Origin of the sequence: Zobellia laminariae (assembly GCF_030553095.1) — a bacterium.
Lineage (GTDB): Bacteria > Bacteroidota > Bacteroidia > Flavobacteriales > Flavobacteriaceae > Zobellia > Zobellia laminariae.
This window is the reverse complement of sequence record NZ_CP130738.1, coordinates 1155430-1180431: the sequence shown is the minus strand read 5'-3', so window position 1 is coordinate 1180431 and position 25002 is coordinate 1155430. Positions and strand designations below refer to the sequence as shown.

At 36.7% G+C, this 25002-nt stretch carries 16 protein-coding genes and 5 pseudogenes; 8 read left to right on the top strand and 13 right to left on the bottom strand.

Annotation, left to right across the window (positions count from 1 at the left end; genetic code table 11):
• Positions 1-65 precede the first annotated feature (65 nt).
• The 5 genes from mreC to Q5W13_RS05705 form a co-directional block, all read right to left on the bottom strand.
• Positions 66-887 carry a rod shape-determining protein MreC gene (gene mreC, locus Q5W13_RS05725; RefSeq protein ID WP_155598088.1) on the bottom strand — a complete coding sequence of 274 codons (822 nt, stop codon included), beginning with the start codon at positions 885-887 and terminating at the stop codon, positions 66-68.
• Between the two features lie 89 nt (positions 888-976).
• Positions 977-2005, bottom strand: coding sequence for a rod shape-determining protein (locus Q5W13_RS05720; protein WP_155598089.1), 1029 nt, complete (start codon positions 2003-2005; stop codon positions 977-979).
• Between the two features lie 66 nt (positions 2006-2071).
• Entirely contained in the window at positions 2072-3601 is a 1530-nt protein-coding gene (gene purH, locus Q5W13_RS05715; RefSeq protein ID WP_304445662.1) for a bifunctional phosphoribosylaminoimidazolecarboxamide formyltransferase/IMP cyclohydrolase, read from the bottom strand.
• A gap of 175 nt (positions 3602-3776) precedes the next feature.
• Entirely contained in the window at positions 3777-4235 is a 459-nt protein-coding gene (locus Q5W13_RS05710; RefSeq protein WP_304445661.1) for a GAF domain-containing protein, read from the bottom strand.
• Positions 4236-4322: 87 nt separating this feature from the next.
• A complete protein-coding gene (locus Q5W13_RS05705) occupies positions 4323-5411 on the bottom strand; it encodes a hypothetical protein (RefSeq protein ID WP_304445660.1) in 1089 nt (362 codons plus the stop codon).
• Between the two features lie 383 nt (positions 5412-5794).
• On the opposite strand from Q5W13_RS05705, the gene Q5W13_RS05700 reads away from it, so the two are divergent.
• The 3 genes from Q5W13_RS05700 to Q5W13_RS05690 all read left to right on the top strand — a co-directional run bounded on the left by Q5W13_RS05700 (position 5795) and on the right by Q5W13_RS05690 (position 9055).
• Entirely contained in the window at positions 5795-6208 is a 414-nt protein-coding gene (locus Q5W13_RS05700; protein ID WP_304445659.1) for an HYC_CC_PP family protein, read from the top strand.
• A 174-nt stretch (positions 6209-6382) separates the two neighbouring features.
• The gene (locus tag Q5W13_RS05695; protein WP_304445658.1) at positions 6383-8674 is read left to right on the top strand and encodes a TonB-dependent receptor; all 2292 of its coding nucleotides are present in this window, start codon (positions 6383-6385) and stop codon (positions 8672-8674) included.
• 24 nt (positions 8675-8698) lie between these two features.
• On the top strand, positions 8699-9055 hold the full coding sequence (locus tag Q5W13_RS05690; RefSeq protein WP_155598095.1) for a heavy-metal-associated domain-containing protein: 357 nt from the start codon (positions 8699-8701) through the stop codon (positions 9053-9055).
• A gap of 423 nt (positions 9056-9478) precedes the next feature.
• On the opposite strand, the gene groL is transcribed toward Q5W13_RS05690, so the two are convergent.
• The 8 genes and pseudogenes from groL to miaB all read right to left on the bottom strand — a co-directional run bounded on the left by groL (position 9479) and on the right by miaB (position 16301).
• Positions 9479-11098, bottom strand: coding sequence for a chaperonin GroEL (gene groL / locus Q5W13_RS05685; protein ID WP_304445657.1), 1620 nt, complete (start codon positions 11096-11098; stop codon positions 9479-9481).
• A gap of 102 nt (positions 11099-11200) precedes the next feature.
• Positions 11201-11481 (bottom strand): annotated as a pseudogene (locus Q5W13_RS05680) (co-chaperone GroES).
• Between the two features lie 149 nt (positions 11482-11630).
• Positions 11631-11987, bottom strand: a complete 357-nt coding sequence (gene secG / locus Q5W13_RS05675) for a preprotein translocase subunit SecG (RefSeq protein WP_155598097.1) — start codon at positions 11985-11987, stop codon at positions 11631-11633.
• A 7-nt stretch (positions 11988-11994) separates the two neighbouring features.
• On the bottom strand, positions 11995-12915 hold the full coding sequence (locus Q5W13_RS05670) for a DUF8458 domain-containing protein (protein ID WP_304445656.1): 921 nt from the start codon (positions 12913-12915) through the stop codon (positions 11995-11997).
• A 60-nt stretch (positions 12916-12975) separates the two neighbouring features.
• Positions 12976-13290 (bottom strand): LPS assembly lipoprotein LptE, encoded by a 315-nt coding sequence (lptE, locus tag Q5W13_RS05665; protein WP_304446469.1) that lies wholly within the window; start codon positions 13288-13290, stop codon positions 12976-12978.
• The gene (locus Q5W13_RS05660; RefSeq protein WP_304445655.1) at positions 13268-13495 is read right to left on the bottom strand and encodes a hypothetical protein; all 228 of its coding nucleotides are present in this window, start codon (positions 13493-13495) and stop codon (positions 13268-13270) included. Before Q5W13_RS05660 ends, lptE begins: the two co-directional genes overlap by 23 nt.
• A gap of 62 nt (positions 13496-13557) precedes the next feature.
• A pseudogene (locus Q5W13_RS05655) lies at positions 13558-14827 on the bottom strand (sigma 54-interacting transcriptional regulator).
• 27 nt (positions 14828-14854) lie between these two features.
• Positions 14855-16301 (bottom strand): annotated as a pseudogene (miaB, locus tag Q5W13_RS05650) (tRNA (N6-isopentenyl adenosine(37)-C2)-methylthiotransferase MiaB).
• A gap of 203 nt (positions 16302-16504) precedes the next feature.
• Here miaB and Q5W13_RS05645 point away from each other — a divergent pair.
• The 5 genes and pseudogenes from Q5W13_RS05645 (at position 16505) to porK (ending at position 24896) form a co-directional block, all read left to right on the top strand.
• Positions 16505-17986, top strand: coding sequence for an FG-GAP repeat domain-containing protein (locus tag Q5W13_RS05645; RefSeq protein WP_304445654.1), 1482 nt, complete (start codon positions 16505-16507; stop codon positions 17984-17986).
• 226 nt (positions 17987-18212) lie between these two features.
• A complete protein-coding gene (locus Q5W13_RS05640) occupies positions 18213-19505 on the top strand; it encodes an LVIVD repeat-containing protein (RefSeq protein ID WP_304445653.1) in 1293 nt (430 codons plus the stop codon).
• A gap of 121 nt (positions 19506-19626) precedes the next feature.
• Positions 19627-22147: pseudogene (gene topA / locus Q5W13_RS05635) on the top strand (type I DNA topoisomerase).
• Positions 22148-22258: 111 nt separating this feature from the next.
• Positions 22259-23416, top strand: coding sequence for a formimidoylglutamase (locus Q5W13_RS05630; RefSeq protein WP_304445652.1), 1158 nt, complete (start codon positions 22259-22261; stop codon positions 23414-23416).
• Positions 23417-23539: 123 nt separating this feature from the next.
• A pseudogene (gene porK / locus Q5W13_RS05625) lies at positions 23540-24896 on the top strand (T9SS ring complex lipoprotein PorK/GldK).
• The last annotated feature ends 106 nt before the right edge of the window (positions 24897-25002 follow it).

Genomic DNA, 25002 nt, shown 5'->3' with positions numbered 1-25002 from the left:
TATTGAACACCAGTACCTGTACTAGTACTAGTAGTATAAAACGAATGACATTTAAGAAGTAATAATTACTGACCATTTGTCTCCGTTAGTTTTTCTAGTTTTAAAATTTCTTCGCGATAAGAATTATCTATTATATAGACATTTTTAATATTGGTCATATCATTAAAAAGTGCCACATCTATAGTGTAAAAGCTTTGAGACGTGTTTAAATCAAATTTTCTAATGGTACCAATGGGAATGTTTTCAGGAAAAATACTACTCATGCCTCCTGTTACAATGGTGTCACCAATAGTTAGGGGTACTAATCTGGGTATATCTATCAATTGCACCACATTGTATCTTTTCGTGTCCCATACCAAGGAGCCAAAATGATCGGTATTTTTTATTTTGGCATTAATGTTAGATTTCTCGTTCAGAATAGACTGTACGGTAGCAAAGTTTTTGGAAGTGTTTTCCACGATTCCTAAAATACCTTGACTGGTTATAACACCCATATCTGGTGCAACACTGTCTTTGCTTCCTTGGTCTATAGTTATATAGTTGCGTGGATCTGCAAAACTATTTTTAATGACTTTGCCGGTTGTAATCGTATAAGTTAATTGAGCGGAGTCTAAGACTATAGTGTCTAATTCCTTCCTATTGAACAGTAACTTGCGTAAGTTTTGGTTCTCCCGCATAAGTTTTTGATTCTCGGTATCAAGGCCAAAATAGGTAGAAACTTCATTAGAGGTTTCTAAAATATTGCCAGTAATCCAATTAGAAGAATTGAAAAAACGCGACTGGTGATACGAATGCGATTGAATCGTAAAGCCCAAAGAAACAATCATCAAGAAGACATAAAGAAGGAAATTCTTATATCGTATGATAAAATTGATGATCTGCTGCATTCACTATTAGATTTGGTGAAACCTGCGAAGCAATTCCGAATGGAAATAAAGTTTAAAACCTTTTGAAATCGCCCCGAAATCTTTAGGTTTTATTTGATAAGGATACTCTTGTAGCGCTCTAAGTTTTTAAGTGCTATACCTGTACCTCTAACTACTGCTCGTAGCGGGTCTTCGGCAATATATACAGGTAGGTCTGTTTTTTGTGATAACCTTCTGTCAAGTCCACGTAGCATAGAGCCACCACCAGCTAAGTAAATACCGGTGTTATAAATATCGGCAGCTAGTTCTGGAGGTGTCTGTGAAAGTGTCTCCATAACGGCATCTTCTACACGAAGTATAGATTTGTCCAATGCTTTAGCAATTTCACGATATGAAATCTGAACTTGCTTAGGCTTACCAGTCAATAGATCACGACCTTGTACAGATTTTTCATCTGGTGGAGTCTGTAAATCTTCTGTAGCAGAACCTATTTCTATTTTTATGCTTTCTGCGGTAGCTTCACCTACATATAGGTTGTGCTGCGTACGCATATAATAAATAATGTCGTTAGTGAAAACATCACCTGCAATCTTCACAGATTTATCACAAACAATACCACCTAAAGCTATTACTGCAATTTCTGTAGTACCACCTCCTATATCAACAATCATGTTTCCTTTAGGTTGCATGATATCTAGACCGATACCTATGGCTGCTGCCATTGGCTCGTGAATTAAGTAAACTTCTTTACCGTTAACACGCTCTGCAGATTCTTTAACCGCACGCATTTCTACTTCTGTAATACCAGAAGGAATACAGATAACCATGCGCAATGCAGGTGGAAACCATTTTTTCTTTAATGCAGGAATGTTCTTTATGAACATATTGATCATCTTTTCAGATGCATCAAAATCTGCGATAACCCCATCTTTTAACGGACGGATAGTCTTAATGTTTTCGTGAGTTTTACCCTGCATCATGTTGGCTTCTTTACCAACGGCGATGATTTTGCCAGAAATACGATCTCGGGCTACGATAGAAGGACTATCTACAACTACCTTGTCATTGTGTATGATTAGGGTGTTCGCCGTACCTAAATCGATGGCGATTTCCTCAGTCAAGAAATCAAAAAATCCCATTTGTAATCTGTTTGGTTATGTTACTAGCTTGATAAGGGGTGTATTTCATCGACAAAAGTAATGAAATTAATGCTTGAAATGACGTGTGCCTGTCATAACCATAGATACGCTATTTTCATTACAATAATCGATACTTAATTGGTCCTTAATGGACCCGCCCGGCTGTATAACGCTAGAAATACCACTTTTATTGGCTATCTCTACACAATCTGGGAAAGGAAAGAACGCATCGCTCGCCATTACGGCTCCTTTAAGGTCAAAATTAAATGATTTAGCTTTGTGAATTGCTTGGTTAAGGGCGTCTACACGAGAGGTTTGGCCTGTTCCACTAGCACATAATTGTTTGTTTTTTGCAATAACAATAGTGTTAGATTTTGTATGCTTACATAATTTTGAAGCAAAAATTAAATCTTCAAGATCTTGTTTTGATGGTTTGCTCTCGGTTACGTACTGTAAATCTTCTAAGGAATCTGTTCTGTGGTCTTTCTCTTGAAGCAATATTCCATTTAGACAGGTTCTAACTGTCATTTCTGGCATTTCGACTTCATTTTGAATTAAAATAATTCTATTTTTTTTGCCTTTTAAAATTTCTAGAGCGTCATCTGAATAACTCGGTGCAATAACTACTTCACAGAATAATTTATGAATTTCTTCCGCAGTTGCTTTGTCAATTTCTTTGTTGCTGATTAGAACTCCTCCAAAAGCGGAAACAGGATCTCCGGCCAATGCATCTACATAGGCTTGGTGCAATGTGCTGCGTTGTGCTAATCCACAAGCGTTATTGTGTTTTAAAATAGCGAAAGTAGGCTCGTCATTTTTGAATTCAAGCATTAAATTAACTGCTGCATCAACATCTAACAGGTTGTTGTATGAAAGTTCTTTGCCATGTAATTTATCAAACATGGCGTCAAAATCACCAAAGAAAAATCCTTTTTGATGTGGGTTTTCCCCATAACGTAAAACTTTTCCGTCAGTCTCGCTTATCTTTAAAGCAGCAATGTCATGATTTTTATTAAAATAATTGAAAATTGCCGTATCGTAATGAGACGAAACATTGAACGATTTTGCTGCAAAACGTTTACGATCTTCAAGGCTAGTGCTTCCGTTTCCTTCAGAGATAACATTTAAGAAGTCTGAGTAATCTTCCATTGAAGAAACACAAAGTACATCTTTAAAGTTTTTTGCTGCTGCACGAATTAACGAAATGCCGCCTATATCTATTTTTTCAATAATATCTTGTTCCGGTGCGCCACTGGCTACGGTTTTTTCAAAAGGATAAAGGTCTACGATTACAATGTCTAATTGAGGAATTTCAAATTCTTCCAACTGGGCAACATCACTTTCGTTATCCTGTCGGTTTAAAATTCCACCAAAAACCTTTGGGTGTAAGGTTTTAACTCTGCCTCCTAAAATAGAAGGGTAACTAGTTACATCTTCTACCGGCACGACTTCAACACCAAGGTCTTTTATAAATTTTTCGGTACCTCCTGTGGAGTAGATAGTAATACCGAGTTCTTGAAATTTTTTGATGATTGGTTCCAATCCATCTTTATGGAATACGGAAATCAGTGCAGAAGAAGCTTTTTTGATGCTCATTTTGATAGGATGTAGTTACTAAGTTTTAAAGACATGCAAAAGTACTTTTTTTGAAAGAAAAAATGGACGAGGTTATTAACAAAACTGCTAAAGTTTTAAACCGTTTCGTGTCAAATAACACGGGGCGGCATCGATAAACAGCATTATGATAACCAAAAAGGTCCTTTAAGTTAGATTAAAACGTGTAGATTTTGGCAACTTCGGTATTTACAAACTCTAAAAAACGCTCATCTTCATCAGTAAATGGGTCAGGAGTGTTTGAGTCAATATCAATCTGACCTACATTTTCTCCATCTATAAATAAAGGAACCACAATCTCTGCCTTTACCGTAATGCTACAGGCAATATAATTGTCTTGGGCTTTTACATCGGGCACCACAAAATTCTCATTAGAGACAGCTACTTGTCCGCAAATTCCCTTCCCGAAAGGTATGATAACATGGTCGGTAGGTGCACCTGCATATGGTCCAAGCTTTAATTCTTCTTTGTTGCCGTTTTTAAAATAGAATCCTACCCAGTCATAATGAGGTACGGTTTCTTTAAGAAGCTCACAAAGCTTCAGGAGACGTTCGTCTACACTCAAAGAGTTAGAGTTAAGTATAGAGCTGGTTTTGATTCGTAAGTCGTTAAACATGCTAATTTTTTATGCAAAAATAAACTTTTGAAAACAAAAAAAAGGGATGCCGAATTAACGACATCCCTTTTAAATATTTGAATAATGTTAAGGCTGTATTTTCACATCAAAGACAATATAGTCATCGTTGTTAAAAATAGGATTTATTTCTGTGATTTTTATAAGGCCTTTTTTGCCGTAGTTATCTACAATTTCAATAATATCTCCAACAGCCAATACGCCTGATGTTTGAAATGTAGATTCTGTAACAAAGTCTAGTTCGCTAGATAGTGTAATTCCGTCAAACATTGTGCTAGTTGTAGTGGATAGTTGGAAGTAAGCTTCGTTAAGAGTTTCAGTGTCAGCATTTTCTTCATTGTCTTCCGCTTGTAAACCTTTTACAGGATAGCCAAAAGAGTCGTCATAGGTAGCTGCCGAAGCAAAATAGGCAGAGTTGTTCACGTAGTAATATCCAAAATCCCAAAATGCTCTATATTCTGCTTGTGCCAATGTGTTTGCTGGGTCATATACTAAATACTCTTTGTCATTTAAAAGTGAATAAAAAGTTTCGCTTGTGCCATTTACATCAGGAGCAAATAATTTTACATCTGTGAAAGAGTGAACCTCGGCTGCTGGGTTAGTTCCATTTCCAACTGTAACGGTAATAGTACCTACGCCTAAAGCTTTTCTTTTGGTTGGGTCTCTAAAATCTCCTTTTCCAGTAGTAGTCCAGAATTGGTACACAATCTCACCATTATCAATATCCGGTACAGGAAGTTCAAAAGTAAAATCAATTGCTTTCTGTGTGTCTCCATCTAAATCTACGGAACCATCACCTTTAAGTGCTTTTGTAAGGTCTTTACCTTCTATGTCAAAATTGCTAAAAGGCATTTCACCACCGCCAGATACGTTTTGAGTGATATATAATCTTTTTTGATTTGACGTAGATGTATAAATAATGCGTCCTGGTACCTTTGTACCAACCTCGCCGGAGGCTTCGGCAAACAAAATGTCGCCTGAAGAATCACTATCGTTAATTATAAGTGTGGCTACAGTTTCTTCATCTGGATTCTCTTGTTCTTCACCTATTGGGGTATCAAAAACTGAACCTTCGTCACTGCTACAGCTAGATGCCATAAAGGCTAATGCAAATATTGCAAATCCTGATTTTACTACTGATCTAATATTTTTTTTCATTATTAAAATTTTAAGTTCAATATGGTTAGTGAATCGGATGTGTTGTAAGTTTAATCCGTCATGTGATAACTCCAAAACAGACCGATAAGTATGTGAGAGGTCAAAAAAAATGATAAAAATTATAGATTTGCCTTAAAAATGGAGGTTGAATGATGTTTTATTCTATGATGATTTTATATAATAGCGCGTTTGATTAAAAATATAATTTTTACTTGCTGGTTCGCAATTTTGGAAGTTTTCATGTTTTATGTCACACTTAGTTAAAAGTTAATTGATTGAGGTGATATGGAGAGTGTACAATTTGACTAACATTTGTTGCGTTTTACCAATGTTAGCCTCTTAGGATTTAGTTGATTGAAAAATTAATATGTAATTTTGTGTCAATGAAAAATTTATTACATAAAATAGTTTCGTTTGTCATGGCAGTAATGCTTTTGGCGGCTACTACCTCTTGGAAGGTGGAGAGACACTATTGTATGGGACATTTAGTAGATGTAGCTTTTTTTGGTGAAGCAGAAGATTGTGGTTCTGATATGCCTATGGAAAGTGAAACAGTTGCATCTATAGATAAAAAATCTTGTTGTAAAAGTGAAGTAATCGCTAAGAAAGGGCAAAATGATGTTAAGCCTTCTTTTAATGATTTAGATGTAGTTCAGAAAGTATTTCTTGCTTCATATGTCTATTCCTTTGTTGGTTTGTTCGAGCTAATTGCGCAGAAAAATTCTAATTACACAAATTATCTTCCTCCTAAAATTGTCAAGGACATACAGTTACTTGACGCTGTCTTTTTGATTTGATTTTTTTCAATTTCTTATGTTTTTTACATGAAGTAGGTCTCGGTTTATAAAACTGAGTTTGTTGAAGCTAATGTATTATTGACTTCGCCATTTATTTCTATTTCATGTTTTCGGTTTTCAGAACGAGTATTACCGATAGATAAAAGTTAATTGATAAAATTTCATCAAAGAAATATGAATAAATATATAATAGTGTTGATTTCTGCACTGCTACCTTGGCTTTCTTTTTCTCAGGAAAAAGTAGAAGGTATAGTGCTAGAAGAAGGTGATTTATCTAAAATGGGGATTGCTGGTGCAAATGTGTATTGGATGGACTCGCAGATAGGAGTCGTGTCTGATATAGAAGGGAAATTCTCTATTCCCTTTAAAAAAGAATATAATAAATTAATTATCAGTTATGTGGGGTATGAGTCCGATACATTAACTGTGGATAAGGCTAAAAGTGTTCGTGTAAAGCTAAATCCTTCAAACGAATTAGATGAGGTAGTGGTGCAGCAAGAGCGAGATGATATACAGAAAACGTATTTCAGCCCGCAAAATGTGGTTACTGTAAATAGTGCGGAGTTGTTGAAGGCAGCTTGTTGTAATTTGGCAGAAAGTTTTGAAACAAATCCTGCAATAGATGTAAATCTTTCGGATGGGTTAACGGGTACAAAACAGATTCAGATGCTAGGGTTGACCAGTCCATATTTGCTAATCACTCAAGAGAATATTCCTATGGTTCGTGGAGCTTCACAGGCATATGGTCTAACTTTTACTCCCGGAACTTGGATTGAAAGTATTCAGATAACCAAAGGTGCTGGTAGTGTGGTTAATGGGTATGAGAGTATTTCTGGGCAGATAAATACCGAGTTGGTTAAACCGCTTACGGATAATGCTGTTTTCATAAATGCATATGGTAATGAAAACGGGCGATACGAGTTAAATACTCACTTCAATAAAAAACTGAATGATAAATGGAGTACCGGTATTTACATCCACGGGAATAAAAGAACCCAAAAAGAGGATGATAACGGAGACGGATTTCTTGATGCTCCTTTGGCTAATCAGCTTAATGTAATGAATCGTTGGCAGTACCAAGATGCTGAAAATGGTTGGGTGAGCTTTTTCAATGTCCGGTTTTTGAATGATGAAAAGCAAGTAGGGCAGACCAATTTTAACCCGGCTACGGATAGAGTAGATAATAAAGCAGTACTACCAATACCGAGCGAAGCCGAAACCCCAACACTGAGCGAAGACGAAGTGTGGGGTGGTGAAATTAACACGCGCCGCTTTGATACTTCTTTAAAACTAGGTTACGTTTTTCCAGAAATGCCATTTCAAAGTTTTGGTTTTCAAACTGCGTATAGCTTGCATAAACAGGATTCGTATTTTGGAATTAAAACGTATGACATTAACCATGAAAGTATTTATACAAACTTACTTTTCAATTCTATAATAGGTGATACTAGAAACAAATTTAAAACCGGACTTACATTTGCTTATGATGGGTATGATGAGTTGGTGAATAAAACAGATTATTCAAGAGAGGATAGGTCTGTTGGAGCGTTTGTTGAATACAGTTATGAGAACTTGGAGAAGGTGAGTTTAACGGCGGGACTTCGTGTAGATAATCATAATAGATTAGGTACGTTCGTTACACCTAGATTTCACATACGTTATACTCCTTGGGAAAAAGGTAGTTTACGAGGTTCTTTTGGACGCGGAAAACGAGCAGCCAATATTTTTGCGGAGAACCAGCAGTTGTTTGCATCTTCTAGAGAAATTAAAATTTTAAATTCAGGGGGAGAAGTGTATGGTTTAGATCCAGAGGACGCTTGGAACTATGGGGTTAGTTTTTTGCAAGGCTTTAATTTTTTAAATAGAAAAGGGAGTATAACTTTGGATTACTACATTACTGATTTTAAAAACCAGATTGTTGTAGATTGGGAAACTCCGCAAGAAGTATCATTTTATAATTTAGATGGAGAAAGTAGGGCTGATAGCTTTCAAGTAGAAGTTGATTATGAACTTTTGCCTTATCTTGATTTACGTGCAGCTTATAAATATTATGATGTCTCTACTGATTATAAAAGCGGTAATCTACAGAAGCCGTTACAGGCGCAGAATTTATTTTTTGCTAACTTGGGTTACAAGACAAAAGCAAAAGACAATGGTGCTCAGTGGAAGTTTGATTATACGTTACATAGCTTAGGTAAAAAGCGTTTGCCAGATACAAGTGCAAATCCTGTAGCATATCAGTTGGCAGCCTATTCGTCTCCTTATAATCATATGAGCGGCCAGATAACAAAAGTGTTCTCTAATACGTTTGAAGTTTATGTAGGAGGGGAGAACTTAGCAGGTGTGCAGCAGGATAATCCGGTTTTAGGAGCTGATAATCCTTTTGGCCCTAATTTTGATACGACTATAATATATGCGCCTATCATGGGAAGAATGTTCTATGGAGGCTTTAGAATTAAAATTTAATAACGGAAATAAATAATAAGATATATGAAAACTACAATTTTATCAATTGCAATGACCTTAATTTCCTTGGTAACGTTCGCTCAGGAAAAGAACAAGAAAATGACTTTTGATGTTGATGGTAAATGTGCCATGTGTAAAGAGCGTATAGAAAAGGCCGCTCTTAATGTAAAAGGTGTGAAATATGCTGCTTGGGATATTCCTACACATCAGTTAGCGGTAATCATGGATGAGCGCAAAACAGACGCAATGAAAATCAAAACTGCCATTGTTGCTGTTGGTCACGATACCAAAGAATTGAAAGCAACAGAAGAAGCATATGAGAGTGTTCATCCTTGCTGTAGATATAGAGAGGATAATTCAGATGATGGTGCTAATCATTAAGAGTAGATAACTATTAGCTAGGGTATTAAAGCTGATTTTGATTGAATAAAAACGGCGTAAAATATTTTAGTTAATTTTTAGCTAAAGAAATATAACGAATCAAAAAGTGATATATCTTAGATTAGTTTTATTTAATACTAGAAATTATGGCACAAGCAAAAAACGCAGGTAAATCATCTGTTAAGCCGTTATCAGCAAAAGCTGGTAAAAAGGCCGCTCCGAAAGCTGCTCCTAGAAAGAAGTAGTTAGTAAACCCGGTAGGGTTTAGATATCGGACAGGAAAACCATCTCTTAAAAAAGGATGGTTTTTTTGTTCGATATATGTACATAAAAAAACCGCTCTTGAATTTACAAGAGCGGTTTTTAAGTTGTTAGCACAACCAAGCTAATAGTTGCTTATCCGTGCTACGGATTACATCATCTTTAGATTCCGCCTCCACCCATTGGTGGGCCAGCAGGAGTGTCCTCTTTAATATCTGTTAAAGCACATTCAGTAGTTAAGATCATACCAGCAACAGATGCAGCATTTTCTAACGCTACTCTAGTTACTTTAGCAGGATCAATAATACCGGCTTTCATCATATCAACATATGTTTCTGATTTTGCATCGTAACCAAAATCACCTTTACCTTCAAGGATTTTTGCAATTACTACAGAACCTTCGCCACCTGCATTAGATACAATAGTTCTTAAAGGAGCTTCAATGGCACGGGCTACGATTTGTAAACCTGTTGCTTCATCTTCATTCTCGGTTGCTATTTTAGCAAGGATAGATTTAGCTCTTACCAAAGCAACACCACCACCTGCAACGATACCTTCTTCAACTGCAGCTCTCGTTGCATGTAAAGCATCATCTACACGGTCTTTTTTCTCTTTCATTTCAACCTCAGAAGCTGCACCTACGTAAAGTACGGCAACACCACCAGCTAGCTTAGCTAAACGCTCTTGAAGTTTTTCTTTGTCATAATCAGAAGTAGTAGTCTCAATTTGAGATTTTATCTGATTAACTCTTGTTTTGATATCTTTTGCAACGCCACCACCGTTAACGATTGTAGTATTGTCTTTGTCTATTTGTACTTTCTCACAAGTACCTAGCATATCTAAAGTAGTGTTATCTAAAGAGAATCCTCTTTCTTCAGAAATAACTGTACCACCTGTTAATATTGCGATATCTTCTAACATTGCTTTTCTACGGTCACCAAATCCTGGAGCCTTAACAGCAGCAATTTTTAAAGAACCTCTTAATTTGTTTACAACTAAAGTAGCCAATGCTTCACCATCAACATCCTCAGCAATAATCAAAAGTGGTTTTCCTGATTGAGCAACTGGCTCCAATACAGGAAGAAGATCTTTCATTGAAGAAATCTTCTTGTCAAACAATAAGATATAAGGACTTTCTAATTCTGATACCATCTTCTCAGAATCGGTAACAAAATATGGAGAAAGGTAACCTCTGTCAAATTGCATACCTTCTACAACATCAACATAAGTGTCAGTACCCTTAGCTTCTTCTACGGTGATAACACCTTCTTTACCAACTTTTCCGAAAGCTTTAGCGATTAAATCACCAATGGTTTCGTCATTGTTAGCTGAAATAGAAGCTACTTGCTTAATTTTTTCAGAAGAATCACCTACTTTTTTAGATTGCTTTGCTATGTTGGCAACAATTGCTTCTACAGCTTTATCAATACCTCTTTTCAAATCCATTGGATTTGCACCAGCGGCAACATTCTTCAATCCTTCTTTAACGATAGCTTGAGCTAAAACAGTGGCAGTAGTAGTACCATCACCTGCAAGATCATTAGTTTTAGAAGCAACTTCTTTAACCATTTGGGCGCCCATGTTTTCTAGAGGGTCGGCCAACTCAATTTCTTTTGCAACGGTAACACCATCTTTAGTTACCTGTGGGGCACCAAAAGATTTACTGATGATTACGTTTCTACCTTTAGGTCCTAATGTTACTTTTACCGCATTTGCCAATGCATCGACACCTCTTTTTAGGCCGTCGCGTGCATCGATATCAAACTTTATATCTTTTGCCATAATAAATATTAGTATTTGTTTTTCTCACCTAAGTGAGAGTATTTTAAATTAATCTTATGTATTTCTTTAAAAACTCTAGTGGTTGCTAGAATGTGAAAGAAACTATATGATAGCTAAAACGTCACTTTCACGCATCATTAAATAATCTACGCCTTCAAGCTTAAGCTCAGTGCCTGCGTATTTACCATATAAAACAGTATCGCCAACTTTAACTGTCACCTTTTCATCCTTGGTGCTTAAGGTCCAACTGCAACGATTTTACCTTGTTGAGGTTTTTCTTTGGCAGTATCTGGAATGTAAAGACCTGATGCTGTTTTAGTCTCAGCAGCCATAGGCTCGATAAGAACCCTATCTGCTAATGGTTTAATGTTCACTTTTGCCATATTTTTAGTTTTTAGTTTGAAAAATTATATTCTTGAATCCTAATGGGCAGAAATTATGCCATTAGATGAAAACTGACACATTGTTAAACCAAAAATGCCAGCTTGTCACTAAGCTGGCATTTTTATATGTTATGTTTGAAATTTTATAGCTATTCGGCAGGCGTACTTACCGGAGCAGGTGCCTGTTCTGGCAAAGCTTCTGGAACTGTTTCCGGAACAACGGTCTCAATACCGTCTCCGTTTAAAAGTTTTGAATCGGTGTCACTAAAGTTTCCTTTAAGGGCAACGTTAGATGCCAATATAAGAACTACTAGTAGTATGGATAATGTCCAAGTACTTTTATCTAGGAAATCTCCTGTCTTTTTTACACCACCTACAATTTGACTGCCACCGCCACCAAAAGAGGAGGATAACCCGCCACCTTTAGGGTTTTGCACCATGATGACTAGGATTAGCAAAAAGCAGACTATAACAATGAGGATTAAAAATATGGTAAACGTACTCATAACTACTTTACTTATTATCTTGTTGTAACTTCTCTACCGCTTTTATTCGGTCTGCAAAGAAACCACTTTTTTCCGGATATTTCAAACTTAAAATTTTATAAGATTGAATCGCTTTTTTATACTTTTTCTGTTCTAGATAAACCTTGGCCAAAGTTTCTGTCATCAGCTCTTTCTTATCAAGGGTGACAGAAGTTTCAATCACAACCTTTTGAACGTCTTTATTCGGATTAATTTTTGGATTATCTGCAATGAATTTGTCAATAAGGTCAAACTTCTTTCTCTTTAAAATCTCTTCTTCTAAAGGAAAAGCGATTGCCTCGGGCTCTACTTCAACAGGTTTAGTGGTTGATGTTTTATCGTCATCTCTCTTAACCGATTTGAATGTGGTGAGTTGCAGCCATTCTGCAAACGAATATTTCTCTCGTTTGGTGAAGGGTAGGGGTTCTCCTAGTTCTAAATTTTCTGAAGCTTTTCTTTTTGCTTCTGCAATTTCTTCGTCAATCTTAGGGTCTTTGGATCTAAAGAGTTGTGGGTCTAAAAGTTTATCTGCATCGGCAGGGGTTAGAGGTATTGGAATTTCTGTTGAGCTATCGGCATTTGCTGTGTTCTCAACTTCTTCCGAAATTATTTCAGTATCCACCAAAGCTATCGTCTTACCAGATATTTTATCGGCAATGGTATTTTGTAAAAATTCTTCTGAAGTAATAAAATCAAAAAGGACGTCGCGATCAGTGGTGTAGGCTGCGGTTACCTTTAGTGAATTATTATATTTAAAACTGTTTAGATTTTTAAGACCCTTTAATTGCAAAGCACGTGCTGCCTGAAAATACGGATACTCTTCTAACACATCTTCCAGTTGTTTGGTCTGAATAGGAGAGACCACTTTATCTGGGTGCTGTAATAAGTATGTAAAATCTTGTACGTTCATTCTATAGGGTTACTAATAGGTATGTTGGTTCTTAGGTTTTTTTTGTAAGCTGAATACAACTTACCAATCTGCTAATGATGCGTTAAATATGTCTTGGGTAATTCGTTCAAAAATTGTTTCTAATGCTTCAGTTTTTACTGAGGAAAGCTGTGAGTTTGCGGGATAATCATAGAAAAAAGAAAAGCGTTGTTCAAAATCTGCATCTTCTTTAGTCTTATTGTAGAAACGTACTTTTACTGCCATAGATAAACGGTTTTGAGCAGCGGTCTGGTTAGCTGTTGCACTCATTGGGGATATACGGTATTCTACAATTTCACCTTCGTACAATAAATCTCCGTTTGAAGAAGCCAAGTCAAGAGTTGTCTGGTTTAAAATACGGTCTTGCAGCGCTAACGTAAAATCTCTTTCTAGACCATAGGTTCAAAAGTAGAACCATGTTTTGAGTAGCGTAGTTTTGGAAAGTAGGTATCGTAAAAGTAGTGGCCGTACCTACATTACCTCCGGTAAAGTTATAAACACCACAGCCGTTTAGGGTAAGGACTAAAATTAAACTAAAAACTATGTATGCGTTCTTTTTCAAAATTCTATTAGGTATTAAGGTTGTGGCGTTTCAGCTTCCGCTTCATTAACATTATGGGGCCGCTACAAATCGTATTGTTTTATTTTTCGGTATAGTGTGCGTTCTGAAATACCAAGTTCCGCAGCAGCGGCTTTTCTCTTTCCGCGGTTACGTTCTAATGATTTTTTTATGAGCTCAACTTCCTTTTCTTGTAAAGATAGGGTTTCTTCTTCTTGAATTTCTTCGGCAAAATGATACTTATCTTCTGTTGGTGGTTTTGGTGCAGGCATCTCTGCTCTAGGTTCTGGCAAGCGCAGAACTTCGTGAGAATCCCTGTAGTCATCTTCTACTTCTTCACCATTATCGCCGTAGATTTTTTTGATGAGGCCTTCGTTTTCTTCCTGAACCTTTTCGCCATCATTGTTTTTCATTAGCTCTAAGGTGAGTTTCTTTAGGTCATTAAGGTCGCTTTTCATATCAAAAAGAACCTTGTAGAGAATTTCTCTTTCATTACTGAAATCACTTTCGGCTTTCTTTTGTCCAACAACCGCAGGAAGGTTGGAATTATTAGAATTTGGTAGGTAACCATTAAGTGTTGCCCACGATATGCTTCTGCTTTCTTCAAGTACGGACACTTGTTCCGCAATGTTTCTTAACTGGCGGATGTTACCTGTACCAGCGGTATTTTAGTAAGAGGTCTACAGCATCATCATCTAAGCGAATGGTTGGCATTTTGTATTTCTGTCCAAAATCAGAGGCAAATTTTCTGAAGAGCAAATGAATATCGCCCTGTCTCTCGCGCAATGGTGGGATACTTATTTCAACAGTGCTTAATCTATAGTAGAGGTCTTCTCTAAATTTTTCCTTTTTAATGGCTTCGAACATATTTACGTTCGTTGCCGCAACAATTCGCACATTGGTTTTTTGAACCTGTGAAGATCCTACTTTTAAAAATTCTCCATTTTCAAGTACCCTTAATAATCTAACTTGTGTGGTAAGGGGTAATTCGCCAACTTCATCTAGAAAAATAGTTCCGCCATCGGCTACTTCAAAATAACCGCTTCTGGTTTGTGTTGCTCCTGTAAAGGCTCCCTTTTCGTGACCAAAAAGTTCACTGTCAATAGTTCCTTCTGGAATAGCACCACAGTTTACGGCAATGTATTTGGCGTGCTTTCTATGCGAAAGCGAATGAATTATTTTAGGGATAGCCTCTTTACCAACTCCACTTTCACCTGTTACTAAAACAGAAATATCAGTAGGGGCTACCTGAATGGCTTTCTCTATAGCGCGATTGAGTTTTTGGTCGTTACCAATAATCTCAAATCGTTGTTTTATGGCTTGTATATTTTCCATGGCTCTGTGGTTCGGGGGTATTGGTATTTAATTGTTTTCTGAATATCCTACGGCTTCTCCAATTAAGGTAGCGGAAGTGCATTCATCCATTCGCACCATAACAAAATCACCAACTTTATAATTCTCTCTTGGGAAAACGGCAACGGTGTTTTGTGAGTTGCGGCCCATGAAATGTTGATCAGATTTTTTTGAAGTACTCTCAATTAAAATCTCTTGAACTTTGCCTAAGTGTCTTTGTGTACGTTCTTGGCAATGTTGTCTTTGAAGAGCGATGACTTCTGAAAGTCTTCGTTTTTTTGTTTCTTCCGGAACATCATCTTCCATTTTACGTTCGGCCATAGTTCCCATGGTCTTTCAGAATACGTGAACATATACCCAAAATCATATTTCACATACTCCATTAAAGACATGGTGTCTTTATGGTCTTGTTCTGTTTCTGTTGGGAAACCGATAATCATATCTTGTGAAATAGAACAGTCAGGAAGAATTCTACGGGCATTATCAATAAGTTCAAAATATTCTTCGCGGGTATGAAGCCTGTTCATCTCTTTTAAGATACGATTGCTTCCGCTTTGCACTGGAAGGTGAATGGCGTTACAAATATTTTTATGTTTGGCCATGGTGTGGATAACATCCAACGTCATGTCCTGTGGATTTGATGTTGAAAAACGAATACGCATTTTAGGGTAGGCTAAGGCTGTTCTTTCCAACAATTGTGAAAAGTTTACAGCTGTAGCCTTTTGCATATCTGTAGCTTTTTCAAAATTTTTCTTCAATCCACCACCATACCATAAATAGCTATCTACGTTTTGGCCTAAAAGTGTAATCTCTTTGAAACCTCTTTGGGAAAGGTCCTTTATTTCGTCCAATATAGATTGTGGGTCACGACTACGTTCGCGGCCTCTGGTAAAAGGGACCACGCAGAACGTACACATGTTATCACAACCTCTGGTAATAGAAACAAATGCGGTTACACCGTTAGAGTGAAGCCTTACAGGGGAAACATCCCCATAGGTTTCGTCTTTAGAAAGAATAACATTTACGGCATTGCGGCCTTCATCTATCTCTTGGATTAAATTGGGCAGATCCTTATAGGCATCTGGCCCTACGACCATGTCCACTATTTTTTCTTCTTCTAAAAATTGATGCTTTAAACGCTCTGCCATACAGCCAAGTACACCAACCTTCATATGAGGACGGTCTCTTTTTATAGCATTGAATTTCTCTAAACGCTTACGAACCGTTAGTTCAGCTTTTTCCCGTATAGAACAGGTGTTTACTAAGACTAGGTCCGCTTCATTCAGATTTTGAGTTGTGTCAAAGCCTTCATTGGCTAGTATAGATGCAACGATTTCACTATCTGAAAAATTCATCTGGCACCCATAGCTTTCAATGTAAAGCTTCTTGCCATTAGCATTTTTCTTCTTAAGAGCCATGCAGAACCCTGAAGCGATTCGTCTATAATTTTCTCCATATCTATTGTAACCTTTCTAAACTAATGGGCAGCAAAGATAACGCTAAAATCAAACTGATGACAAATTGACAGGTGTAAAGTTTTTATAAAAATTCTAAAATTGGCTGTTTGAGTAGTTTAAGAAAAAACAAAACACCTTAATAAAAACAATATGTTTTGATTTTTAATCATCTTTACATTTACCATAATTAATTTGTTTGAGTTTGAAGATTACGATCGCTTATAAGAATCCCTACAGTTGGTTGTTGCTTGCTTTTTTACTTTGTACACTATTAAGCTGTGAGCCAAAGCAAAAACAATCTGAAGGAGAAGTGTTAGCAAAAACGCTATGCGCTTCATGTCATATGTTTCCGGCACCATCTTTACTGCCCTCAAACATTTGGCTTTCTCAAACATTACCAGAAATGGGTTTGCGATTAGGGATGTCTAATCATGGTCCTGAATATTATGAAAAAGGTTCATCTGGAGATGTCTACCCAAGTAAGCCATTATTATCTCAGAAAGAATGGGAAAAGTTGGTTATGTATTACAAAATAACAGCGCCCAAGGAAATTGAGCTTTATGAGCAGCCTATATTAACAGACAATTCTATATTTAAAATTAAAACATTTTCTTATGATAGTATTCCTTCTTCAATAGTTACCATGCTAGATTATAATCCTAAAACAAGAAAATTGTATTTAGGTGATGGTAGAAATTCTTCTTTAATACAAGTTACTGTTGATGGAGAAATAATTAAAAAAGGAAAGTTAGCAAGCCCACCCGTGAGGATGTCTTTTCTCAAAGAGGAACAATCTTTATTAACTATAGGGTCTTTGTATCCCTCGGACGAAGAGAGTGGGGTGTTGAAATTAGGAAACATATTTATTGACGGATTAAGGAGACCGGTAGATTTTTTGCAAAATGATGTTAATGGCGACGGTTTTGAAGATGTTGTAGTCTGTGAATTTGGAAATACAGTAGGTAGCTTGGCTTGGTATGAAAACAAGGGTGATTTATTATATGAGAGGCATGTTATACAAGAGCTTTCTGGTAGTATAAAAATTGAATTCGTAGATATTGATAATGATGGCAAGGAGGAGTTATTAGCCTTATTTACACAGGAAAGCGAATCTTTACTTGCTTTTTTTTTTGAAAGGAATAAGGTTACTTCTAAAAAACTTCTACAGTTTCATCCAGCTTTTGGAGTGAATGATTTTGAAATTGTGGATATGAATAATGATGGAGATTTAGATATTGTCGTTAGTAATGGCGATAACGCAGATTATTCTGAGGTATTAAAGAATTATCATGGAGTTCGTGTTTATGTGAGTCAAAATGAAGGAGGGTTTATGGAATCATACTTTTATCCTTACCACGGTGCAAGCAAAATAAGGGTGGCAGATTTTAATTTAGATGGTAAAAAAGATATTATTACGGTTTCTAATTTTGGAAATCTAAATGATGAAAATTTTAAAAGTATTGTTTTGCTGATCAATGAGGGAGCAGATAAGTATAAACCAACAAGTGTGGCTAATACTCCAAAAATTGGTTGGCAAACTATAGATGTAGAGGATTATGATAATGATGGAGATGTAGATATTTTTGTTGGAGCTTTTGGGATAAAACTTGGCCCAAAAGAATCTATGTCATCGGATGAAAACAAAATATCATGGATGAGACTTAAAAATTTAACGAATAACTAAAAACTCTAATAACTTATAAATTAACCGTAGTCTTGGGATTCTTATACCATAATATTTGAAACAATTTCAACCGGCTTAATATTTAAAAGGGAGCAAACTTTGTTAGGCAGTTCAGCGGATAAATAAGTTTTTTCTATTTACATACGCAACGTATGTTAAGTTGGTGTATCTGATTTGTAGATAAGTCGGTAAGCGTATCGACTGTTTTTTAAATAAAAGCCAAACTATGAAAAAGAACCTTTGTTTAATATTGATTGCAGCTATAGTCACTTTTTCTTCCTGTAGCGATGATAAAGATGATGTATCTGGAGAAGAATATCTTGTGGCAACACCGGTAACTACAGATTTAAAAAGATTTAAAGAAGAGGCTGTTGAGGTTACTGAACCTGTGCCTATTAATGAATCCGGGAAAATTTATGCATACCATGACTATGTTTTTGTTAATGACGTCAACAGAGGTTTTCATGTCATAGACAATAACAATCCTGTAAATCCCGAGGCTGTTTCATTTATAAAGCTTGAAGGTAATCACGATATTTCCATAAAAAATGACCGCTTGTATGCAGATAGTTATGGTGATTTGGTCATCATGAATATTTCGGACATCAATAATATAACAATGGTACAAAGAATAGAAGACGCTATCTATCAGCAATTCTGGTGTACCGTTGGTTTTGATGTAGATTGGCCACAAGCAGATTTTTATGATTATGGAGACTTTGACGCTAGCAAAGAAGCTATTGTGGGTTGGAAAGTTAAATCGCAACGACTTTCGGAAGAAGAACTTAAAACTAAATACGGGGTTAATGATACTAATGTTGATATAGCTCTTAATGATAGTGCTGCGGAATCAATATCTGGGGGTGATACTGGGCAAGGCGGTTCCTTGGCTAGATTTAAAATTGTTGAAGATTATTTGTATGCAGTAGAATGGTCTAGTATCAGCGTTTTTGATATTTCGGATTTAGATAATCCAAAGACTCTTGAGGATGTTTATGTTAACGGTGCCATTGAAACAATATATAATCAAGGTGATATCTTATTTGTAGGCGGAACACAAGGAATGTATATATATGATATCTCATCACCTGAAAAACCGGAATATATTTCAGAGTTTGTACATGGTACGGCTTGCGACCCGGTGGTAGTAGATGGCGATTATGCTTTTGTAACTCTAAGAGGCGAAAATTCTTGCGGAGGTACTGAAAGCGGACTTTATATAGTAGATGTTTCAAACTTGGCAAACCCTGAACTGGAGAAGTTTTATCCATTAAAAGGTCCTTATGGCATAGGTTTTAAAGATAATTTACTTTTTGTTTGCGATGGAGATGATGGTTTAAAGGTGTACGATAAGACAGACGTAAACGACTTGAAGTTGGTAAGTCATTTTAAAGATATAATTACTTATGATGTTATACCCCTTGATGATTCTCTCCTTATGATAGGGGATAAAGAGCTTTATCAATATAAATATTTAAACAACGATATAAGCTTGCTCAGCACGTTCAGTTTAAAGTGAGTAACTGCCAAATGAATTAAAAACACCTCTATTTATTGGGGTGTTTTTTTATACCTATTATATAAGGTATGGCATCTAATTAAAAAATTCAATTACTTTTGTTTTATCAAACAAACCATGAATGGCTAAGAATTTAGTAATAGTAGAGTCCCCCGCAAAGGCAAAAACGATAGAAAAGTTTTTAGGAAAAGACTTTAAGGTAGAGTCCAGTTTTGGACATATCGCAGATTTGCCTTCCAAAGAACTGGGTGTAGATGTAGAGAATAATTTTGAACCAAAATATATTGTCGATACGGACAAGAAGGCCCTTGTTAAAAAACTAGGAGACCTTGCAAAGAAAGCAGAGATTATATGGCTCGCGAGTGATGAGGATAGAGAGGGTGAGGCTATATCTTGGCATTTGGCGGAGACTTTAAAATTAGATAAAAGCAAGACCAAACGTATTGTTTTTAACTCCATTACCAAATCGGCTATTCAAAAAGCGATCGAAAATCCGCGTGAAATAAACTATAACTTAGTAAATGCCCAGCAAGCAAGACGGGTTTTAGACCGTTTGGTGGGTTACGAACTTTCTCCAGTATTATGGAAAAAAATAAAACCAAGGCTTTTCTGCAGGTAGGGTTCAATCTGTCGCCGTTCGTCTTATTGTTGAGCGTGAACGTGATATTGAAGGTTTTACGGCAGAAGCATCATTTAGAATATCTGCAGTTTTCAAAACCTTAGAAGGTAGTGTGTTTACAGCAAAGCTGAATAAAACATTCCCTTCGCAAAAAGAGGCTCAAGCCTTTTTGGATGAAAATATAGGAGCAGATTTTTCGGTTGGAAACTTAGATAAGAAACCAGCTAAAAAATCGCCTTCGGCACCTTTTACAACTTCAACTTTGCAACAGGAAGCTTCAAGAAAGCTCTATTTTTCAGTAGGTAGAACCATGCAAGTTGCGCAAAGATTATACGAAGCAGGTCTTATTACCTATATGAGAACTGATAGTGTTAACCTTTCTAGTGAGGCTATTGCCGCAACTAAAGATGCTATTATAGATAATTACGGTGAGAAATATAGTACTGTTCGCAAATTCAAAGGGAAATCTAAAGGAGCACAAGAAGCTCACGAGGCCATTAGACCTACGGAAATTACAAATCAGTCTCCATCGCTAGAACGTGATCAGTCCAAATTATATGAATTAATCTGGAAACGTACCATAGCATCTCAAATGAGTGATGCCCAATTGGAGCGTACGAACGTTAAGATTCAGGCAAGTACGCATTCAGAGCAGTTTACCGCTAACGGAGAGGTTATCAAATTTGATGGTTTTCTTAAGGTATATATGGAAGGGCTTGATGAAGAAGACACGGCGGAAGAGCAGGAAGGTATGCTTCCGGCTATGAAGGTAGGTGAAGCTTTACAGAATAATTATATAACGGCAACTGAACGTTTCTCAAGACCACCATACCGCTTTACAGAAGCATCATTGGTTAAGAAGCTTGAAGAATTGGGTATTGGTAGACCGTCTACATATGCGCCAACAATTTCTACTATTCAGAATAGAGGTTATGTAGAGAAAGGTACTATAGAAGGAACGGAAAGAGCTTATGTACAATTACTCTTGGAAGAAGGAGCAGTACAAGTAAAAAATCTTTCTGAAATGGTAGGTTCCGATAAAGGTAAGCTTGTGCCTACTGATATAGGAATGATTGTAAACGACTTTTTGGTAAGTCACTTTGCTACTATTCTGGACTATAACTTCACGGCGAGAGTAGAAGCAAACTTTGATGAGATAGCCGAGGGAGAAGAGGATTGGCAAAAAGTGATGAAAGATTTTTATAAAGACTTTCATCCTAATGTACTAGATGTTCAAGAAAATGCCGATCGTGCTAGTGGAGAACGTATTTTGGGTGAAGATCCTAAATCTGGCCGTCAGGTATCTGTGCGATTGGGTCGTTTTGGACCTATGGTTCAAATGGGTACTGTTGATGATGAAGAAAAACCAAAGTTTGCAAGTCTATTGCCCGAACAGTCATTGGCTAGTATTACTTATGATGAGGCTATGGAACTTTTTAAGCTTCCAAGAAAGCTAGGAGTTTATGAAGGAGAAGAGATAGAGGCTAACGTGGGTAGGTTTGGACCTTATGTACGTTTTGGCAAGAAATTTGTATCATTAGAAAAAGGAGAAAGTGCCTTTGATGTAGATTTTGATCGTGCCGTAGAGTTAATAAAGGAAAAGCAAAAGGCAGATGCACCTATATATACCTATGAAGATAAAGAGGTAACGAAAGGTACAGGTAGATTTGGACCGTTCATTAAATGGGATGGTATGTTCATTAACGTTAATAAGAAATATGATTTTGATAATCTATCGAATGATGACCTTATTGAGTTGATTGAGGCTAAAAAGCAGAAAGAGATTGATAAAGTTGTACAGAATTGGCCAGATGAAGGTATTCGTATAGAAAAAGCTAGATGGGGCCGTCACAATATCTTAAAGGGGAAGATTAAGGTAGAGATTACTAAATCTGTAGATGCAACAAAAATATCTTTGGACGAAGCTAAAAAGCTCATTGAGCAAAAAACTCCAAAGAAAAAAGCTAAAGCTAAAGCAAAACCTAAGGCTAAGGCTAAAGCGAAGCCAAAAGCAAAAAAGTAACAGGCCTAAGTAAGCTGGTGTTGGTTATATACTTATAGTATTAAAATATAGAAAATAGAGGCGCATTATATGCGTCTCTGTGATTTAAACATAAATAATCTTAAAAAATAAATGGCATTTGATTTTTTAGTTCCAGTAGAAGACAAAGTAATGGCCCACTGCGAACTATTTGCCGCCCAATCTTTGGGCAAGCATACAAGGATACATAACAATAGAGATGGTCTGCCTGATCTAGAAAATGTTTCCATTGCTCTTTTAGGAGTAAAAGAGTCTAGAAACGCTTTTGAAAAGAAGACAGAGAAGCTAGATGTTTCCGCTATTCGTATTCAGCTTTATAAGCTATTGTTGGGAAACTGGAATTCAAAATTGGCCGATATGGGCGATATTGAAGAAGGGGCGACTGTAGAGGATACCTATTTTGTAGTAAAGAATACACTCAAGGCCCTTCTTGAAAAAAAGATAATTCCCATAATAATAGGAGCAACTCAAGATATCACATATCCTGCCTACCGTTCTTTTGACGGTATTATAGATTTGGTAAACCTGGTTGCGGTAGATAGTAGATTCGACTTTGGCATGGATGATGAGCTTATCTCATCACATTCATACATGAGTAAGATTATTACAGACAAGCCTAATAACCTGTTCAATTTTTCTAATATAGGATATCAAAGCTATTTTAATGCGCAAGAAGAAATAGACCTAATGGAGCGTCTCTTTTTTGACGCCTACCGTTTGGGAGAGCTCGGTTCAGATATATCTTTGGCCGAACCTGTGTTGCGTAATGCACATATGATAAGTATGGATGCCCGTGCGGTTAGAGCTAGTGAAATTGGATTATCTAATGATTTTTCGCCCAATGGATTTACCGGAAGAGAGATATGTGCCATAGCAAGATATTCGGGAATTAGTGATAAAGTGAGTATTTTTGGCATCTATGAAATGGAAAATACGAATCAATCGTGTCAGCTGATGGCCCAGATAATATGGTATTTCATCGAAGGTTACAATTTTAGAAGAAACGAATCGCCTTTTGAGAGTAGTGAAAACTTTACAAAGTATATTGTACCCACAGATACCGAAGAGCTTACCTTTCACAAGAGTCACCTAACAAATAGGTGGTGGGTAGAGGTACCTTCTATACTAACGCCGCATACTAAATCAAATTCATCGGCGTTATTACCATGCACTAAAAAGGACTATTTGGAAGCGTGCGACCAAAACATTCCTGAACGGTGGTTCAAGGCCTATAAAAAAGGTTTTAATTGATTAAAAAAAATATATAGTATAATTGCTATTGATACAATAATTTGATGAAATCACAGTTTTAGAGTGTAGAATTAAATCATAGTATTTGCAGTTTATAACCAGAATCGAAATTTAACCTAAAGTATGAAAAAGCTATTGTTATCATCTATAGCGTTTGTTTTTTTGCTCAGCAGTTGCGGATCAAAGACAAAGGGAGAGCTAGTCGGGGTCCAAGGAAAGAAGTGGTATCCTGAGAAACCTCATGGGATGGAACTCATTCCAAGAGGATCCTTTATCATGGGAAAATCCGAAGAGGACCAAGGCAAAAATGCAAAACGCACCAACAAAGACCGTAACGGTCCGATCGTTCTACATGGATGACACCGAGATTACGAATAGCGAGTATCGCCAGTTCGTAGAATGGGTACAAGATTCCATTACTAGAACAAAATTGGCCATTTTGGCAGACGAACTAGGTCTAGGGCCAGAAGATGAAGGTATTGGCGAGTATGCATTTAAAGATGCGGATACGACTAAACTTTCGGCTTATGACAAGTACATGTTGGATAATTATGCCGGCATGGGCGAGACTGGTTTTGAAGGACGTGCATTGAATAAAGACCAAGATCTTGTTTGGGATATTTCAGATTATCCAGATGAGTACTATACAGAGGTTATGGATTCATTGTACATCCCTGAAGAGGAGTCTTATAACGGTCAGCGTACTGTTGATGTTACTAAGCTGAAGTACAAGTATAGCTGGATGGATATCGAAGCTGCTGCACGTTCTAGAACAGGAAGAAGAAAAGATTTTATCCGTCAAGAAGAACTTGAGATTTATCCTGATACAACGGTTTGGATTCGTGATTTCGAATATTCGTACAACGAACCAATGCATAATGATTATTTCTGGCATGATGCATACAGTGAGTATCCAGTAGTTGGTATTTCTTGGGAGCAAGCGAAAGCATTTTGTAACTGGAGAACGAAATTCAAGAATGACGATCAAAAAAGTAAGGGAAAACAATTTGTGAATAAATTCAGATTGCCAACCGAAGCAGAATGGGAATATGCTGCAAGAGGTGGTATTGAAGGAGGAACTTACCCTTGGGGTGGTCCTTATGTAATAAGTGACACAGGTTGCTTTATGGCAAACTTTAAGCCACAAAGAGGTGATTATGCAGCAGATGCAGCTTTGTATACTGTAGAAGCCAAATCATATGAGCCTAATGATTTTAATCTTTACAACATGGCCGGTAACGTGTCTGAATGGACAAATTCTAGCTATGATCCATCATCTTACGAATTCGTTTCTACAATGAACCCTAACGGTGGCGATGGGGCAAATGCTAGAAAAGTTATCAGAGGTGGTTCTTGGAAAGATGTTGCTTACTTCTTACAGGTAAGTACTAGAGATTACGAATATGCAGATTCTGCACGTAGCTACATTGGTTTTAGAACCGTTCAAGATTACATGGGAGAAGAAGATTCAACTCAATAGAAAGTAAGAAGTAAATACTATTATAAGAATAACACAGCTGGCTAAAAGTATTGCCTACAGTACAGGAAAACCAGTAGATAAAAATACAATATTAGTAGTATTTCAA